We start from the raw sequence: 17,625 nt of genomic DNA on the forward strand, positions 1-17,625 counted from the left end.
CATTATTTGCCCATAATTTCTATTTTTTCCTCCAAAACAGCCAGAATTGACAACAGATAACTTCAAATTAATTAATATTATTGGCATCTACATTCAACTTAAGTGGCATGTTTAGTTATCAACAGTCACATCACAGCATAAACCAACCTTTTTCACCAAAAATTATCTCCTATCTTCAAAAGCTTCCGTGGTAAGAGTAGAGTAGTAACAGATAAGCCGGAATCCCCCTACTTAAGTCTTCCCAAATAGGGTAATGAGAGAACGAATGAATAACATTAAAAAATCTAACAAGCTTGATAATGTCTGTTACGACATTCGCGGGCCTGTATTAAAAGAAGCAAAGCGCTTAGAAGAAGAAGGTAACAAAGTCCTCAAGCTAAATATCGGTAATCCGGCACCGTTTGGCTTCGAAGCCCCAGATGAAATTCTGGTCGATGTATTGCGTAATCTACCGAGCTCGCAAGGTTATTGTGATTCAAAAGGATTATATTCCGCACGTAAAGCCATTGTTCAGCACTATCAGGCTCGCAATATTCGTGAAATGACGGTTGAAGACGTTTATATTGGTAATGGTGTTTCTGAACTGATTGTGCAAGCAATGCAAGCGCTGCTCAATAATGGTGATGAGATGCTAGTACCTGCCCCTGATTACCCGTTGTGGACTGCGGCAGTTTCTTTATCCGGTGGTAATGCAGTTCATTATATGTGTGATGAACAGCAAGGTTGGATGCCTGATATTGATGATATTCGTAAAAAAGTTACGCCTCGCACTCGCGGAATTGTCATCATTAACCCAAATAACCCAACCGGCGCGGTTTACAGTAAAGAGTTATTGTTAGAAATCGTTGAGCTTGCACGCCAACACAACCTTATTATTTTTGCCGATGAGATTTACGATAAAATCCTGTATGACGGTGCCGTGCATCACTCAATTGCGGCATTAGCGCCAGATTTACTGACCGTCACTTTTAACGGATTGTCAAAAACCTATCGTGTGGCAGGTTTCCGCCAAGGTTGGATGGTATTAAACGGGCCGAAACAACAAGCTAAGAGCTATATTGAAGGTCTCGAAATGTTAGCATCAATGCGCCTGTGTGCTAACGTTCCTATGCAGCATGCTATTCAAACAGCGCTCGGCGGCTATCAAAGCATCAGCGAATTTATTCAACCCGGTGGTAGGTTATATGAGCAACGTGAACGTGCTTGGCAACTAATTAACCAAATCCCAGGGGTTTCTTGTGTAAAACCACAAGGCGCGCTGTATATGTTCCCTAAAATCGATATTAAGCGTTTCAATATCCATGATGACCAGAAAATGATCCTTGATTTATTACTACAAGAAAAAGTGCTTCTTGTACAAGGTACTGCATTTAACTGGCCAGAGCCGGATCACTTCCGCATCGTGACCCTGCCTTATGCAGATGATCTTGAAATGGCAATTAATAAATTTGGTCGTTTTATCGAAAATTATCGCCAATAATGCTTCATTAATCGTTAAGACAGAAACACTCCCTCAAAAAAGGGAGTGTTTTTTATGAATCGTCTGTTACGGCTTAACATTTATTACTTTTCCAATTTAAGCTAGAAAATAAAAAAGCCCTGCTGTCTTATTGAGACAATAGAGCTAAGCATTCAGCAAACACAATAGACGGCCTATCACCTCTTTATTGAACAACGTTTTGTTAATACTCTTAAAAAGATGATTCAGACTTATTTATTATCGTTTATCAATAATCATATAATAGAAATAAAATAAACTGCTGCTAAAAAGAATAGCAATAATATAATTGGAAAGTATTTCATATTATCCCCTACCATTATTTATTAAGAATGTTATTCCTGATTATAGATTTTTATCACCGCAGATCAAACAATAATTAAAAACAAATAAAACAACAATAAAAGAACATCATAAACAGACGTTCTATAAAAGTATATTGGCCTAATAAAATTAAAGCTACTATCTTATTATGATAGCATTATCTCTTCTCTTTTAAATTAGCTTTACTAGGCTCTTAGTAGTTTAGTTTTGCAACCACTTGAGTGAGAAAATGCAATATACATGGTTCTTGCATCACCATTAACACCAACAATAACTGTTGGGTCATCATCTTCAGTAATAGAACAGTAAAAGTTATTTTTTGTAATAAATCTTTCTCCTCGCTCTGTTATTATTTCTAGTCGCCAATAATCTTCATAGCCTGAATACTCAAATGAACCTGCTTTTTTTATAATCTTCCCATGCTCAATATTATAAAGTGTCATATCTGTTGGCTTACCATGAGCGGCCGTATGATGTAATCTGACATATTTTAATTTTTCATGCCAAAAATTTTCAAATGTAATAAACCCCAAATTCCAAGGCATAAACCCTCCATATAGTTTCTCATGCTATCAATAGAAATAAATTTAATTAATGCTGTTTTACAGCAGATATAAAATAAATGAATGATTAGCGATATAAAATCACTTAAATTATTAATTTACTTCTATTTTAATTTCCTTAACCTTTGACAAACCAATATCTATTTTAAATAGACTATAATATAATCGTTTCTTTGCCCATTTAATGAGGTTTTATGAGCTACTTTTTTGCCCATCTTGCACGAATGAAACTCATCTATCGCTGGCCGCTAATGCGTAATGTCCGTACTGAGAATGTCTCAGAGCATAGCTTACAAGTTGCCATGGTCGCTCACGCGCTGGCGATTATCAAAAACCGCAAATTCGGTGGTCACGTTAACGCTGAACGCATTGCTTTATTAGCAATGTACCATGATGCCAGTGAAGTGATTACGGGTGACCTTCCCACCCCGATTAAGTATCACAATTCACAGATTGCGCATGAATATAAAAAGATAGAACAATTTGCCCAGCAAAAATTGCTAGATATGCTTCCAGAAGAGCTACAAGAGGATTTCAAGCCACTTCTCATTGAAGAGTTGCAATCGGATGAAGAGCACAGCATTGTTAAACAGGCTGACTCGCTGTGCGCTTATTTAAAATGTTTAGAAGAGTTATCTGCCGGAAATAGTGAATTTAAATTAGCCAAAAAACGCCTTGAAAAAATCCTTGCTGAGCGACAAAGCCCCGAGATGGATTATTTTATCGAGATTTTTGTACCTGGTTTTAAACTATCTCTTGATGAAATTAGCCATTAATCTTCAAAACTGGAATGGTACTTTTCATTCCAGTTTAATCAATAACACTCACTCTCATTCTTTTAATACTGTCGGGAAATCGATATCCAGTCGTCTTGAATCACCATTAATACCTAATATAACTTTTCCATGATCACTCTCTCTATGAGAACAATAGACATTGTTTTTTGTTTGCTATTTTTTGCCACTTTTAATCATGTATTTTACAGGCCAATTATCATAAGCGTTAATCTGAAGTCAGCTTAAGCCGATCTCAAGTTATTTAAGCTATTAAGGGTTACGTTTTTTAATGAATACAAAAAGAAGTAGAAGCCCTCTGATAAAGGGCTTCATTCTCATTAGAAAGGAAAAAGAATAGGTACTAATAATACGCTTATAATCATCACGATGATGGTAAATGGCACACCAATTTTGACAAAATCACCAAACTTATAGCCCCCAGGGCCTAGCACTAATGTGTTCACTGGTGACGAGACTGGCGTCATAAATGCCGCAGAAGCTGCAATCCCAACAATCATCGCAAACGGTAGTGGTGAAACCTCCATCTGACGTGCCGCAGCAATCGCGATAGGCGCCATTAAAACGGCCGTAGCGGTATTAGAAATAAATAAACCTATTGTGGCACAAAGTATAAATAGACATAGCAGCATGACATGTGGCCCCAAATTACCCGCGACCTCCATGAGGGCATCAACCGCCAATGAGATCCCGCCCGTTTTTTGAAGCGCCAATGCAAACGGCATCATCCCAACAATCAGAATGATACTGGGCCAGTGAATAGACTTATAGGCGCTCTCCATATCAATGCAACGGAATTTCCCCATTAATAAACACGCAATCAACGCTGCAACAAAGTTAGGAATTTCATTTGTTACCATCATAGCGACCATCAATGCCAGACAAAACAGCGCATGGGGAGCTTGTGAGGCGGCTGGAGCGACGGCCTCTACTTCAGCAGCAAGGTTTAACACAATAAAATTGCGCGGTTTCGTCGACAAAATGCGGATCAGTTTCCAATCCCCAATGACCAAGAGAATATCACCGAGCCTCAATGGTTCATCAACTAATTTACCATCCATGGCCTTGCCATCTCTGCGGATCCCCACAACATTTAGGCCATAACGAGTACGAAACTTAATATCGCGAAGACTTTTACCCAATAATTCAGAATCTGGGTTCATAGACACTTCCGCCATACCAACATCTCGAGATTGATCAGAAAAATAGTCACCGCGTAAAATCATCGGTTCCAGTTTCTGTTCAAAACAGAATTGGCGTAACTCATCATCACTGACAGAAATATCTACCAGCAATACATCTTGCTCTCTAAGTTCTGTTCCCCCTGTTGCACTGACCATAACACGGCGAAATTTCCGCCAGCGCTCAATGCCTACCACGTTAGCTTCATAGCGAGAGCGTAAATGCAATTCATCAAGGGAATGACCAATTAATGGCGAGCCTTTACGGATGGCAAGACGGCGCGCTCTACCGGTTAATTTATAGTCACGAATGAGGTCACGAAAGGTACGTTGATAACGTTCGGGGAGCTTATCGGGTTCACTACTTCCTAACCAGCGGCGGGCAACCCACATATAGGCGATACCCGCCAATAAAATCACAATACCAATTGGTGTAATGGAGAAGAATTGAAACCCTTTGATGCCTTCCCTGACCAATTCACTATTGACCACCATGTTCGGTGGTGTCGCAACTAATGTCATCATGCCACTAATTAAGCCCGCAAAGCCTAATGGCATCATCATGCGACCTGGAGAGATTTTCATGCGGGCGGCAACACTCAGTACAACAGGGATGAAAATAGCCACCACCCCTGTAGAACTCATAAAAGCGCCTAGCCCAGCAACCGTTAGCATTAAAAATACTAACATCTTGCTTTCACTACTACCTGCAACACGAACCAGCCAATCGCCCATTTGATAGGCGATCCCTGTTCGAACCAAGCCATCACCAATCACAAATAACGCCGCTATCAATAATACGTTAGGATCGGCGAAACCCGCAGTGGCTTGCTCTAAAGTTAAAGTATCACTTAGAACAAATGCAACGATAACCAATAACGCGACCACATCCATCCGAATTTTGTTTGTGGTAAACAGTACGATAGCTATCAGTAGCAGGGTTAACACCCACAGCAATTCTCCGTTCAAAGCATCCCCTTTCGACGAAAAAAACAGTGCTAATCAATTCCTTTAGTTAACCATGTTTAGCGGAGAATTTCTTTGATTAATTCGGTATTAAACATTTTTTGATACAGATAGTGTGAAAACACCATTTTTGTCTGGGCCAGATACCGAAATTTGCGTTAATGAACTGATTATTGCATGAATTTGTTCTCTTCTTGGCATACTCTCTGGGGCATGAACAGCGACCACTTGGCAGCCTGCATCAAGGGCTGAGTGAATGCCTGCTTGTGCATCTTCAAATGCAATACACGCTTGTGGATCTAAATTTAGGCATTTTGCCCCTAATAGGAAAGGTTCAGGATCAGGCTTACCTTTTGTCACTTTTTCAAATGTGACCCAATGTTTGGGTTCGGGTAATCCTGCTGCTTGTTGACGACCATGCGCTATCGGTACGGTTCCTGAGGTTACGATAGCCCAAGGCACCCCTAACTCCTCTAAACGGGTGAGCAGTGCTACGGCGCCTGATAACGCAATAACACCTTCAGTGTCGGAAGCTTCCATTTCTTCTAACCAGCGAAAACGAGCATTAATTTCGTCTTCACTGGCATCAGGCATAAAGTGGCGTAAACTGGTTAGCGCAGGTTTCCCATGGATAAAACGAATGATTTCTTCTGGCGCTACCCCTATCTCTTTACCAAATAAGCACCAGCAGCGCTCAACAACAGCTAATGAATCGACAAGTGTACCATCAAGATCAAATAGTAAACCTTTTGCTTTTAACTCCACTTTTACCCCTTACAAACGCATTATGCGTTAATAATTTGACTAATCTCTACCGCAGATAGGTGGTATTGGCGAGGACATGCACGCCAGATCCCCAGCATCCGCACATATTTATCCCACATTGGTGTTTGTGAGTTGAAACCATGAGTTCCGCTATCGAAATGCGTATAGCGACCTTCCGTATTAACCATAAAGCGAACATAACTCAAATAACGCGCCTCTGTTGCTGCATCAAAACCTAAAAATTGTACTCGACGCGCGTCAATGCCTTGTGGGTCACTCATATTGCCATATGAGACCTGTAAAGCATGATACATTTCCATAATATCAATGACGGTACGGCAAGTGCTTTCACTTAATTCACCAAAATCTCTATCAAGCTCACGCATTTGCAAACCAAAACCCCGCTCTACAATCGTTTGTAGACGGCGATAACGATCCGCATTTTCAGGATCGAGCATAGTCATCATTTTATATTGGTTAGATAAAATTAGGCGTTGTGCGTTGGTCATTTCCATCATGCTTCTCCTCGGAAAATTTTTAGCTCATCTTCGCATTCAAATTTCATGATGGACAGTGAAAACATCACTTTTATTGATCTAGACAGGCTTTTTGCGTTACTTGTTGTTAAATCGGACTTTTAATTTAAATATCGTCCATAAATGACTTATCTAATTGCTTAAATGCTCGTTGTAACAATTGTGCTAATGCCAAGTAATCAGGCTGCCCTTCTACAGGCGCCATCGCAATCCCTGCTTGTACAAATTTTTCTCGAATTTCGTAGAACCAACTCAACAAACTGGCGGGAAGTGGAGTTGATGCTCTTTTACCAAGCCACCACAAACCCTGCATCGGTAAACTGCAAGCAAATAGTGCTGTTGCAACCGCAGGACCGAGGTCTCCCCCTAGTGCGATTTGCCAAGTCAGTGTAAAGATAGCAATAGGCGGCATATAGCGAATACCAAACCGAGTCGCCTTGATCATGCGCAATTCAGGGAAGATTGGGGTTAACTTTTTCTCCATAGGAAACGTTTTTAGGTACAGATTCCCCAACCTAAATCGTTTAAAAAAACCCGATGGTGAGTTTTGTAATGTACTCATACATTCCTTCCTATGACTCGCAAACCTATATAAAGAAATAACACATTTAATACTTACCTTACGCCATTTTAACAGCAATGCCTATGAATAAGCACAAATAGATAATTTTCAATTATTGCCGCACAAATCTGATCATTTTTGGCGAAATCAGCTATCCTGATTGATAGGTAAATTTGCATAAAATGCGTATTTTTTACGGTGCTTATGATTTTAATCAATCAAACCGGCCATTTCTAAAAAAAACATACAAAATATAAAATAATTTTAGTAGAATTGGCCGCATTTAGCATCGCTGTAGAAGTCTGTTAATTTATGCTTGGTTTCAATTGTTCTACAGCTTTGATATATATTGGGGTTTTTGCGTGTTATTTCAACGCCAGTCATTAAGTTCACTCATCATGCGCTTAATGCAATTAAAAACACGGCTTTTTTAACCCTTTATTAGGCACCGATACATGTAGTTTTGACATTATCATTGATATCAATCATGAAATATCAGGTGTCAAATGCGCTAGTCTCTAGCGATACCATACTTTTTACAAAGTCTTTTTATGCTTTTGCAACTTAAAGGCTTCACAACAACAATTAACGATAGGTATTTCCATGTCAAGTAAGCTGGTACTGGTACTAAACTGCGGTAGCTCCTCACTGAAATTCGCCATCATCGATCCAACCAATGGCGATGAATATTTATCTGGATTAGCTGAATGCTTTAATCTGCCTGAAGCTCGTATTAAGTGGAAAATGGACGGCGCTAAGCATGAAGCTGAATTAGGTGCAGGCGCGGCACACAGTGAAGCACTGAATTTCATTGTTAACACTATTCTTGCAGCAAAACCTGAGTTGTCTGCTCAAATTTCTTCTATTGGTCACCGTATTGTTCATGGTGGCGAGAAATTCACCTCATCTGTTTTGATCAATGACGACGTCGTTGAAGGCATTAAAGCAGCAGTGCCATTTGCACCTTTGCATAATCCAGCTCACTTGATTGGTATCGAGGAAGCGAGAAAGGCATTCCCTCATTTAGTACACAAAAACGTAGCGGTTTTCGACACTGCGTTCCATCAAACTATGCCTGAAGAAGCTTACCTATATGCACTACCATATGAATTATATGAAGAGCATGGTATCCGTCGTTATGGCGCTCACGGAACTAGCCACTACTATGTCTCCCGTGAAGCGGCGAAAAAATTGAATAAACCGGTTGAAGAGCTTAACGTTATTACCTGCCATTTAGGTAATGGTGGCTCGGTGACGGCGGTTGTTAACGGTCAATGTGTTGACACCTCTATGGGTCTGACACCATTAGAAGGATTAGTCATGGGAACGCGTAGTGGTGATATCGACCCTGCGATCATTTTCCATCTACATGACTCACTCGGCATGAGCGTTGAGCAGATCAACAAGTTGCTAACAAAAGAGTCTGGCCTTCTCGGCTTAACCGGTGTGACTAGTGACTGCCGTTATGTTGAAGATAACTATGCAACCAAAGCCGACGCTAAACGCGCTATGGACGTTTTCTGCCATCGCTTAGCGAAATATGTCGGTGCATACTGTGCATTGATGGAAGGCCGTCTTGATGCCATTATCTTTACTGGCGGTATCGGCGAAAACTCTGCGCAAGTACGTGAGTTAACGCTGAAGAAACTGGCTCTACTTGGCTTCGAGTGCGACCATGAGCGCAACTTAGCTGCACGTTTCGGTAAAGAAGGCTTAATCACCACAGATAACAGCCGCCCTGCGCTGGTTATCCCAACTAACGAAGAGTTAGTGATTGCTCAAGATTCAGCACGCTTAACCGCTTAAGATTCTCTACCGCCAGCCTAACCCGCTGGCGGTACTACTTTATGATACTGTTTTATTAGAGTAACCGATTAAAGAGGTTCCCGTGTCTCGTACAATTATGTTAATTCCTACCGGCACTAGCGTTGGTTTGACCAGCGTCAGCTTAGGTGTCGTTCGTTCAATGGAACAAAAAGGTGTCCAGTTGAGCGTATTTAAACCTATCGCTCAGCCACGTATTTCCGGTAGTAAAGATCAAACCACTGAAGTTTTACGCTCTCATTCAAGTCTCACCACTATCGTCGAACCATTAAAAATGGAATATGTAGAGTCATTACTGACCTCTTCAAAAAAAGACGTGCTTATGGAAGAGATTGTTGCCCGTTATCATGAGCAAACTAAAAATGCTGAAGTGGTATTAATCGAAGGTTTAGTGCCAACGCGTAAGCACTCTTTTGCACAGTCTCTGAACTATGACATCGCAAAAACCTTAGGTGCAGAAATTGTGTTTGTCACCGCACCGGGTAACAGCAATATAACTCAAATGAAAGAGCGCCTTGAGTTAGTACGTAACGAATTCGGCGGCCAACGCAATAAAAATATTATCGGGGTTATCGTCAATAAAGTGAATGCCCCTGTTGATGAGCAAGGTCGTACTCGCCCTGACCTCTCTGAAATCTTTGATGATTCGACCAAAGCAACCATTGCGAATATCACAGCAAAAGATTTAGAGTGCCTAAGTCTACCGGTTCTAGCATCAATCCCTTGGAACTTTGACCTGATTGCAACGCGTGCCATCGACATGGCAAGACACTTGAATGCCGACGTTGTTAATGAAGGTGAAATCAATACTCGCCGCGTGAAATCAGTGACTTTTTGTGCTCGTAGTATTCCTCATATGCTTGAGCATTTCCGCCCGGGTTCACTCTTAGTGACTTCGGCAGACCGCCCAGATGTATTAGTTTCTGCGTCTCTTGCGGCAATGAATGGCGTTGAAATTGGTGCAATCCTGCTAACTGGCGGCTACCAAATCGACGAGCCTATTCGCCAACTCTGTGAACAAGCTTTTGAAACAGGTCTACCTGTATTTATGGTGAAAAGCAATACATGGCAAACTTCACTGAATCTACAAAGTTTCAGCTTAGAAGTGCCTGCGGATGACCATGAACGTATTGAAAAAATTCAAAACTACGTTGCTCGTCATATTAGCAGTGAATGGATTGAATCACTCGTGGCTGATTCTGAGCGTCCTAACCGCCTATCACCACCTGCTTTCCGTTATCAATTAACTGAACTAGCACGTAAAGCCGGTAAGCGTATTGTTTTACCAGAAGGTGATGAGCCACGTACGGTTAAGGCTGCCTCTATCTGTGCAGAGCGTGGTATTGCAACTTGCGTACTGTTAGGTAATCCAGAAGATATTCGCCGTGTCGCTGCTGCGCAAGGTATTGAGCTTGGTACAGGCATCGAAATCGTTGATCCTGTGAAGGTACGCGAAGATTATGTTGCTCGCCTAGTTGAGCTACGCAAAAACAAAGGCATGACCGAAGTTGTTGCTCGTGAGCAACTTGAAGACAATGTTGTTTTGGGTACATTAATGCTCGAAAAAGGTGAAGTTGATGGTCTCGTATCCGGTGCCGTCCACACCACAGCAAATACTATCCGTCCACCTCTGCAATTGATCAAAACAGCGCCGGGTAGCTCATTAGTCTCTTCTGTCTTCTTTATGCTACTCCCTGAGCAAGTCTTCGTTTATGGTGACTGTGCGATCAACCCAGACCCAACCGCAGAGCAACTGTCAGAGATTGCTATCCAATCAGCAGATTCCGCGAAAGCCTTTGGTATCGAACCTCGTGTTGCAATGATCTCCTACTCTACTGGTAATTCAGGTGCAGGAAGTGACGTTGAGAAAGTGCGTGAAGCAACTCGTTTAGCACAAGAAAAACGTCCAGACTTAATGATTGATGGTCCATTGCAGTATGATGCGGCTGTGATGGCAGATGTCGCGAAATCAAAAGCACCAAACTCACCTGTTGCAGGTAAAGCTACCGTGTTTATTTTCCCTGACTTGAACACGGGTAACACGACTTATAAAGCGGTTCAGCGTTCAGCCGACCTCGTTTCTATTGGTCCAATGCTGCAAGGTATGCGTAAACCGGTTAACGACCTATCACGTGGTGCATTGGTCGATGATATTGTTTACACCGTTGCTCTGACAGCGATCCAAGCCGTACAAAATGAAAATGCCTAATATAAATTATTAGCATTTTGTCTTAATTAAAAAGCCAACTGAACAAAAACGGTTGGCTTTGTTTTATCTAACAAAAATACGCGAGACGCTTTTCCTCATCTCCTCTTAACTGCTGAAAATTGCAAGATTAATTACCATTAATAGTAATAATAAAGGAACATTTAAAATATAATTAAGCGCGGAGATGAGCATGCTAGATGCTTTTAAATATTCAGTAAAATTTGAGCAAGTTGATATTATCAACCATTTTAAAAACACCTCAAAAAATAATTTTTCTAAAAAAATAATTGGGGTAGATAATATGAAAAGTTTACAAGATGGGATCTGTTATGGGCTAACTAACTCTTTTTTATATTATGCTCATGCAAACCAAGAAGAGATCTATGTCACTGAGACATATAACGCTTATAAAAACATAAAAAAAATAAAGTTGGTTGATTTTTTAAAAGACACCTATCATTATAAAGCCTTTAAAAAACATAGTGAGGCCTTGTTAAATCAGAATTTCAATAAAGCTAGGAACATTCAAAATCATCATCACATGATTTATTTTTTAAGAGATATACTGAATAAATTCAATAAAATAAAAAAAGAATATAATGAAGATGACTGTGATTACATAAATAGGTTATTTCAAAAAAACACGTTATCAATTAAAGAGGATGAAAAACATTTATATCTAGAGCTACACGAGTTTATCAATAAAGTTTACCATGATGCACTTAATCCTCCTCTTAAATTAGAAAAAAACCGTTATAATAACTTAGTTAGTGATGTCTCTTCAAAATGTTTTCAGAATGAAAGCGAAATAGACTCACTGCGCTTTCCACTATTTTTCTCTTTAGTGAAAGATTATTATTTAGAGCTTACAAAAGAAAGATTAACACAGCTTGAAAATATACAAAATATACATTATGACTCAATTACATCTATTGATTTCGATATCACCTTTACATCCAAAGAATTAAAAGCACACATTGAAGATTGCTTAATAAAGAAAAAGGATATTATTGGTAACCTGTGCAGTCAAACGCACTCAATGGGAATTGTCGTTAAATATAGAAATGGTAAACCTATTTTTGAATTTTTCGAACCGAATAAAGGACTATTTAAAACAACCGATAAAAGTCATTTTTTTAACTTCTTAGATGCTCTGTTTAATGATAAGTCATATAAGTTTGAAATGAGAGCCAAAACTGAAGAAAAAAACTGTCAGTTTGTCTAGCTCACTGGCTGCAAATCAAACATTCAATTATATCCAAGCACCAAGAATAGATGAGCGCTTGGTAAACCAAGATGCAAAAGCATTAAGAATGAAAAGTAGCAAATTAAAACATCACAGAAAAACAATTTAACTTATGGGGTTATAAAACTAAAATATTAAAAACCATACCAGCAAATAACCGCTACACCACCTATTAGAAATAACTAACTGATTGATAGGGCAAAAACACTGCCCTATCAACAATAGCATCTAAATCGCTTTTTGCTTTCTACACATCAATAACGATACGACCGTTGCAACAATAATATTTAACACAAATGCAGCGATACCGATATTCATAAATTCAAGCCCTTTGCCTAACCAAGGGAACAGTTGCGATAACGAAATGTGCTCAATATAAGTCACTGCAAGGAAAATGACCCCTGCGATAATACCAGCCATTGCCCCCGTCGCCGTCATAGGGTTATGTTTTCTAAAGCTCATCAATAACGCGGGGAAAAATTGTGCAACAATATTAACACCTAATAACATGATAGCCACTAATGTGTCGTTGCTGTGAAAAATAAAGTACAAACTCACTAACGCAACCAAAGGCACCATAAAACGCGCATAAATTCCTGATTGACGTTTCTCTTCACTCACATTTAATGCTTTTTGCACCACTCCCGCCAACATATTAGACGTCGTCAATAATAACATTGAACCAGGTACTAATGCCGTCAGCATACCCGCGGCACCAATAAGACCAACAATAAGCGGTGAAAATGTGGTTTTAGCGATCTCAAATAACGATAAATCCACCATTGAGCCATCAAGATGCGGTATTTGTAATATTGCAGCATAACCAACAAAGAACGCAAACAGCATAATCAAGCTGTATGCAGGAATGAGAATACTATTACGCTTTAATGACTTTTCATCTTTAGCTGTAAATACGGCGGCCATATAGTGCGGCCAGCAAAAATAAGCCACTACAGATAAAAAGATAGTTGAGATATACCACGGAATATTCAATCCCTGCTCAGAAAATGTCAGAAAGCCTGGGCTAGCCGTATCGATAGCACGGAACATATCGCCAAAACTACCGTAGTAATGCAAGGGAATATAAACACCGATAAAGACAACAACAATTAAGATCATCAAATCTTTTAATGCCGATGTCCATGCTGAACCATGAATACCTGAAATCATCACAAACAAGGTCACTGCAATGATGCCTATCCAAATCGCCATATCTGCGGGAATAGCACCATAAGAGGCTTGAGAAACAATAATACCAAGCCCTTTAAGCTGCAATACGAAAAGGGGTACCATCGCCACAATGGAAATTAGGCTAATCAATAGTGCTAAGCCTTGGCTTTGATATTTTGCCCCAAAAAAGTCAGAGATGGTTCTAATATCATTCTGCTTAGCAAATCGCCATACACGAGGATGCACCCAATATAGAAATATCCCCATAAAAGCGTTAACCGCCAATGTGTATAATATGGCAGGCCCTTTCCCATATGCCCAGCCACTCCCCCCTAAAAAAGTAAAGGTAGTATAAATTTCACCTGCACTGAGTAAAAAGACTAATAAAGCGCCATAACTACGTCCACCAACAGACCACCCTTCGTGATCCATGGTTTTACCTTTTTTCGACCTTAATGCAAGGTAGATACTCAATAGGAAAAACAGTGTAATGACAACTAAAGCGTAGCTCATTGTTTTTCCTTATTCTTTTTAGAGTCTAAAATATTAATTAGCAGCATAATTAAAGCGCTGATCACCACCCAAGCCACAATCCAAAACATTAAAAAAGGCAATCCCATAACAAAAGGCTCTACGCGATTGGCATAGTAAATACCCACAGTTAGAGCCAGTAGCGGGAAGAGCACCAAAAAGTGATACCATTTCATACATTAATTCCTTCTTACTTAACCACCAGAAACCAAATGACGTGGCAAATGGCTGAGCATCTCAACTCCCTCTTCAGTGACTAGCAGCATGTCTTCAATCATAATGCTGCCAATGCCGATACCGTAATAAGGTGTTTCTAGGCTCATCACCATTCCCGGCTGAAACACATCAGTCGTCGCTGCACTCACAAAAGGGGCTTCTTCTAACCCGACAAATACGCCATCTCCATGCCCTAAGTGACCACGGTTATAGTGTGGTAAGCCAGAACAGCGAATTAATGCCATAGTTTCATTGAACACATCACTTAAACGTACCCCGGGAGCGACACGGTTGAGCATGTATTCATGGCCTTTATGTATGGTTTGATAAATCTCTTTAACTTTATCGTTAGCATTGCCAACAACAAAGGTTCTTGCAATATCAGCCCCATATCCCGCAACATCAACACCACAATCGAATTTAATAAGATCCCCTTCTTTCGCAGGCACATTTTCCGGTAGCATTTTTGGGGAGAAATCACTGCCGACTGAAATTAAATTGAAACGACTGTAGTTAGTTTCTGGAAACTCCATCACTTTAGCTTTAAAAGCTGCGGTTAATTCAGCGGAAGTACAACCCACTTTGATTAATTCGCTAGCAGCTTGAATACCCGCTTCTGTAATTTGAGCACTTTTTCTTAAGTGAGCGATTTCCCATTCACTCTTGATAACGCGCAATTCATTGAAGAGCGGAGCGGAATCCACTAGATTTAATTCTGGGATCACCTTGTCTAGCCACACTTTCCCCATATGGCTGATTTGACCCAATTCAATGGCGACAGGTTTACCATATACATCGGCTTCGGTCAGCGCATCTTTTAATAGCGTAAAGATAGTCTCAATCGGGCTATGAATAGGCCTTTGCTTAACAACTTTGCCATTATCAGGGTGATAAGGATCATCCACATCAACCCATATTGGGAATGTACGCACTTGTGCATTAGGCATTTCCAATTGCAAATTTGCAGCCTCAAATTCATTCATAATCACCAGCGATTTCACTGATGGGTCACGAAAAATTACCGCGATCGCCGAGCCTGTTTGCCTAAAGGTATACATGAAGAAACTAGCAAAACCGGTTAAGTGATAAAAATTATCTCCCACGGTAGCTACGAGGGCTTCAATCCCCTCTCGCTCCATAATCGCACGGGCTTTATTCGTGACATTTTGTAGGTGTTGTTGTTTTAAAGAAGATACATCTTTATGAATTGTCATTATTTATTCTCTCGGATGGTGCAACATGGTGACCAAGAATTAATTAGCAGGAAGGCATAATTCAGTGGGCATATAAATATATCAAATAGCCCACTTATTAATTATAACTAATAGTTATAATATAGTATCAGTAACACTATAGAATAGAAGACAGTATGAATTAAAGGGCTAAAGCATAGCCCTTATCAATTTAAGTCGTTAAGTTACGAATTATTTGCACACGAAATAGCTTTCTCAAACTCATTATTCCGTGTTAACCATAAAGAGAGCGCTTTTAAGGAGTCAGGGGTAAATTCATCACAACGAGCACTAATTTCGGCTGGCGTTAACCAATTCACCTCAACCACCTCAGACTCTTGCAATGCAAAAGGGCCATGGCTCACACAACTAAACAGACCACCCCATATACGGCAGTTTTCGCCTTCATAATAAAATAAGCCATGTTCAGCAAACGGCACGCCTGCAATGCCTAATTCTTCTTCTGCTTCACGCTTAGCAGAATCTAAAATATTTTCACCTTGAGTCACCACTCCGCCAGCAGTCGCATCTAAGTAGCCCGGATAGAAATCTTTACTATCCGTTCGCCTTTGTACCAATATTTTGCCCATTCCATCATGGACAACAATGTAAGTAGCACGATGGCGCAAGTTCTCTGCTCGCATCTGGCTACGTGTGGCCTGAGCGATAACCTCATTGTTCTCATCAACAATGTCAACCCATTCAACCACTTCGGTTTGTTCTTCCATCCTTAAAACCTTTTTTTAACCTGTTAACACAGTTTTTATGCCATAGAACTATTGCCGAAATCGGTCAAGCAAACAGTCTGTAACAAGGTATGCTTTTCACGTTCCCCTTGCAAGTGATAGCACACAAATTTGAGTATTGATTTCATGTTGCAGGAGCTTTAATAATAGGCTATTTACAGGAACAACAAGCGAATTTTTAGGAAATGCAATGCAGTCTCAGCAAATTTTCTGAGTAGCTGCTATAGTTAGCTCAGATAAGCTTTACACTGATTAGTCCAATTTTTCACAGGAGGCGATTATGCGGATACTTATTACCGGTGGTACCGGTTTAATTGGTACACCTCTCGTACAACGGCTTGTTGCTCGCTCTGATAAGGTAACAGTACTAAGCCGTTCCCCGCAGAAAGTCTACAGCCGCTTTTGTAAGGCTATCGAATGTTGGACTTCACTACAGGATAAGCAAGATCTCAATGATTTTGATGCTGTGATTAACCTTGCTGGGGAGCCTATCGCTGAAAAGCGCTGGAGTGATGAACAAAAAAAATTGTTGTGTGATAGCCGATGGAAAATCACTCAACGCTTAACTGAATTAATCGCTGCAAGTAAAACACCACCGCATACTTTTTTATCTGGCTCTGCGGTTGGTTATTATGGCGATCAAGGCCAAGCCGTTGTCACAGAATCAGAGCAGCCACACGATGAATTTACTCATCAACTCTGCCAACATTGGGAAGCCCTTGCTCAAAATGCGCAATCACCATCGACCCGCGTTTGTTTATTACGTACAGGCATTGTGATGTCATTAAACGGAGGTGCGCTCGCAAAAGTCCTTCCTATCTTTAAAATGGGGGCTGGTGGCCCAATTGGTCATGGCAAACAATTTATGCCATGGATACATATTAACGATATGGTCAATGCTATCTGTTTTTTGCTCGATAACCCAACTTTATCAGGCCCCTTTAATATGACAGCGCCTTATCCTGTCCATAATGACCAATTTGCCGCTATTTTAGGCGAGGTCATTAACCGCCCCGCTTTTGTTCGAACTCCCGCCTTTATGATTAAGGCCATTTTGGGTGAAGCAGCGACGTTAGTGCTTGGTGGGCAGCAAGCTATCCCAAAACGCTTGGAAGAGGCGGGTTTTCAATTTGAATATATTGAGTTAAAAATCGCCTTAGAAGATTTATTTAAAACACGTGATAGTTCAACGAGCTAGTTTGAGCAGGCTACTGACCATTCAATGCGTCATGGTCAGTAGATTAACTAAACGGCGACAATTT

15 protein-coding genes are annotated in these 17,625 nt (G+C 40.4%); 6 read left to right on the forward strand and 9 right to left on the reverse strand.

Going from position 1 to position 17,625, the window contains the following annotated elements:
- The first annotated feature begins 265 nt into the window (after nucleotides 1-265).
- Nucleotides 266-1,480, forward strand: a complete 1,215-nt coding sequence (locus PR675_RS07585; RefSeq protein WP_014656265.1) for a pyridoxal phosphate-dependent aminotransferase — start codon at nucleotides 266-268, stop codon at nucleotides 1,478-1,480.
- A 527-nt stretch (nucleotides 1,481-2,007) separates the two neighbouring features.
- On the opposite strand, the gene PR675_RS07590 is transcribed toward PR675_RS07585, so the two are convergent.
- The gene (locus tag PR675_RS07590; protein ID WP_004921139.1) at nucleotides 2,008-2,367 is read right to left on the reverse strand and encodes a hypothetical protein; all 360 of its coding nucleotides are present in this window, start codon (nucleotides 2,365-2,367) and stop codon (nucleotides 2,008-2,010) included.
- A gap of 212 nt (nucleotides 2,368-2,579) precedes the next feature.
- Between PR675_RS07590 and yfbR the strand changes: the two genes are divergently transcribed.
- Nucleotides 2,580-3,161 (forward strand): 5'-deoxynucleotidase, encoded by a 582-nt coding sequence (yfbR, locus tag PR675_RS07595; RefSeq protein WP_014656266.1) that lies wholly within the window; start codon nucleotides 2,580-2,582, stop codon nucleotides 3,159-3,161.
- A gap of 338 nt (nucleotides 3,162-3,499) precedes the next feature.
- Here yfbR and PR675_RS07600 read toward each other — a convergent pair whose 3' ends face one another.
- From PR675_RS07600 to yfbV, 4 genes are all read right to left on the reverse strand, one after another.
- Nucleotides 3,500-5,329 carry an SLC13 family permease gene (locus PR675_RS07600; RefSeq protein ID WP_014656267.1) on the reverse strand — a complete coding sequence of 610 codons (1,830 nt, stop codon included), beginning with the start codon at nucleotides 5,327-5,329 and terminating at the stop codon, nucleotides 3,500-3,502.
- 87 nt (nucleotides 5,330-5,416) lie between these two features.
- Nucleotides 5,417-6,091, reverse strand: coding sequence for a sugar phosphatase (locus tag PR675_RS07605; protein ID WP_014656268.1), 675 nt, complete (start codon nucleotides 6,089-6,091; stop codon nucleotides 5,417-5,419).
- 20 nt (nucleotides 6,092-6,111) lie between these two features.
- Nucleotides 6,112-6,606 carry a YfbU family protein gene (locus tag PR675_RS07610; protein ID WP_014656269.1) on the reverse strand — a complete coding sequence of 165 codons (495 nt, stop codon included), beginning with the start codon at nucleotides 6,604-6,606 and terminating at the stop codon, nucleotides 6,112-6,114.
- A gap of 127 nt (nucleotides 6,607-6,733) precedes the next feature.
- Nucleotides 6,734-7,189: a terminus macrodomain insulation protein YfbV gene (gene yfbV / locus PR675_RS07615; protein ID WP_004921149.1), complete on the reverse strand. Its 456-nt coding sequence runs from the start codon at nucleotides 7,187-7,189 to the stop codon at nucleotides 6,734-6,736.
- A gap of 603 nt (nucleotides 7,190-7,792) precedes the next feature.
- Here yfbV and ackA point away from each other — a divergent pair.
- From ackA to PR675_RS07630, 3 genes are all read left to right on the forward strand, one after another.
- Entirely contained in the window at nucleotides 7,793-8,995 is a 1,203-nt protein-coding gene (gene ackA / locus PR675_RS07620; protein ID WP_004921151.1) for an acetate kinase, read from the forward strand.
- An 82-nt stretch (nucleotides 8,996-9,077) separates the two neighbouring features.
- A complete protein-coding gene (gene pta, locus PR675_RS07625) occupies nucleotides 9,078-11,222 on the forward strand; it encodes a phosphate acetyltransferase (RefSeq protein ID WP_014656270.1) in 2,145 nt (714 codons plus the stop codon).
- 190 nt (nucleotides 11,223-11,412) lie between these two features.
- The gene (locus PR675_RS07630) at nucleotides 11,413-12,447 is read left to right on the forward strand and encodes a YopT-type cysteine protease domain-containing protein (protein WP_060561122.1); all 1,035 of its coding nucleotides are present in this window, start codon (nucleotides 11,413-11,415) and stop codon (nucleotides 12,445-12,447) included.
- Between the two features lie 249 nt (nucleotides 12,448-12,696).
- Here PR675_RS07630 and PR675_RS07635 read toward each other — a convergent pair whose 3' ends face one another.
- From PR675_RS07635 to yfcD, 4 genes are all read right to left on the reverse strand, one after another.
- The gene (locus PR675_RS07635; RefSeq protein WP_060561123.1) at nucleotides 12,697-14,151 is read right to left on the reverse strand and encodes a sodium:solute symporter family protein; all 1,455 of its coding nucleotides are present in this window, start codon (nucleotides 14,149-14,151) and stop codon (nucleotides 12,697-12,699) included.
- Entirely contained in the window at nucleotides 14,148-14,345 is a 198-nt protein-coding gene (locus tag PR675_RS07640) for a DUF3311 domain-containing protein (RefSeq protein ID WP_060561124.1), read from the reverse strand. The genes PR675_RS07635 and PR675_RS07640 overlap by 4 nt, the downstream gene beginning before the upstream one ends.
- A gap of 18 nt (nucleotides 14,346-14,363) precedes the next feature.
- Nucleotides 14,364-15,599, reverse strand: coding sequence for a M24 family metallopeptidase (locus PR675_RS07645; RefSeq protein WP_014656275.1), 1,236 nt, complete (start codon nucleotides 15,597-15,599; stop codon nucleotides 14,364-14,366).
- A gap of 203 nt (nucleotides 15,600-15,802) precedes the next feature.
- A complete protein-coding gene (gene yfcD, locus PR675_RS07650; protein ID WP_004921163.1) occupies nucleotides 15,803-16,345 on the reverse strand; it encodes an NUDIX hydrolase YfcD in 543 nt (180 codons plus the stop codon).
- Between the two features lie 298 nt (nucleotides 16,346-16,643).
- Between yfcD and PR675_RS07655 the strand changes: the two genes are divergently transcribed.
- Nucleotides 16,644-17,561, forward strand: a complete 918-nt coding sequence (locus PR675_RS07655) for a TIGR01777 family oxidoreductase (RefSeq protein ID WP_004921167.1) — start codon at nucleotides 16,644-16,646, stop codon at nucleotides 17,559-17,561.
- Nucleotides 17,562-17,625 lie beyond the last annotated feature (64 nt).

Source organism: Providencia sp. PROV261, assembly GCF_028477945.1.
Lineage (GTDB): Bacteria > Pseudomonadota > Gammaproteobacteria > Enterobacterales > Enterobacteriaceae > Providencia > Providencia stuartii.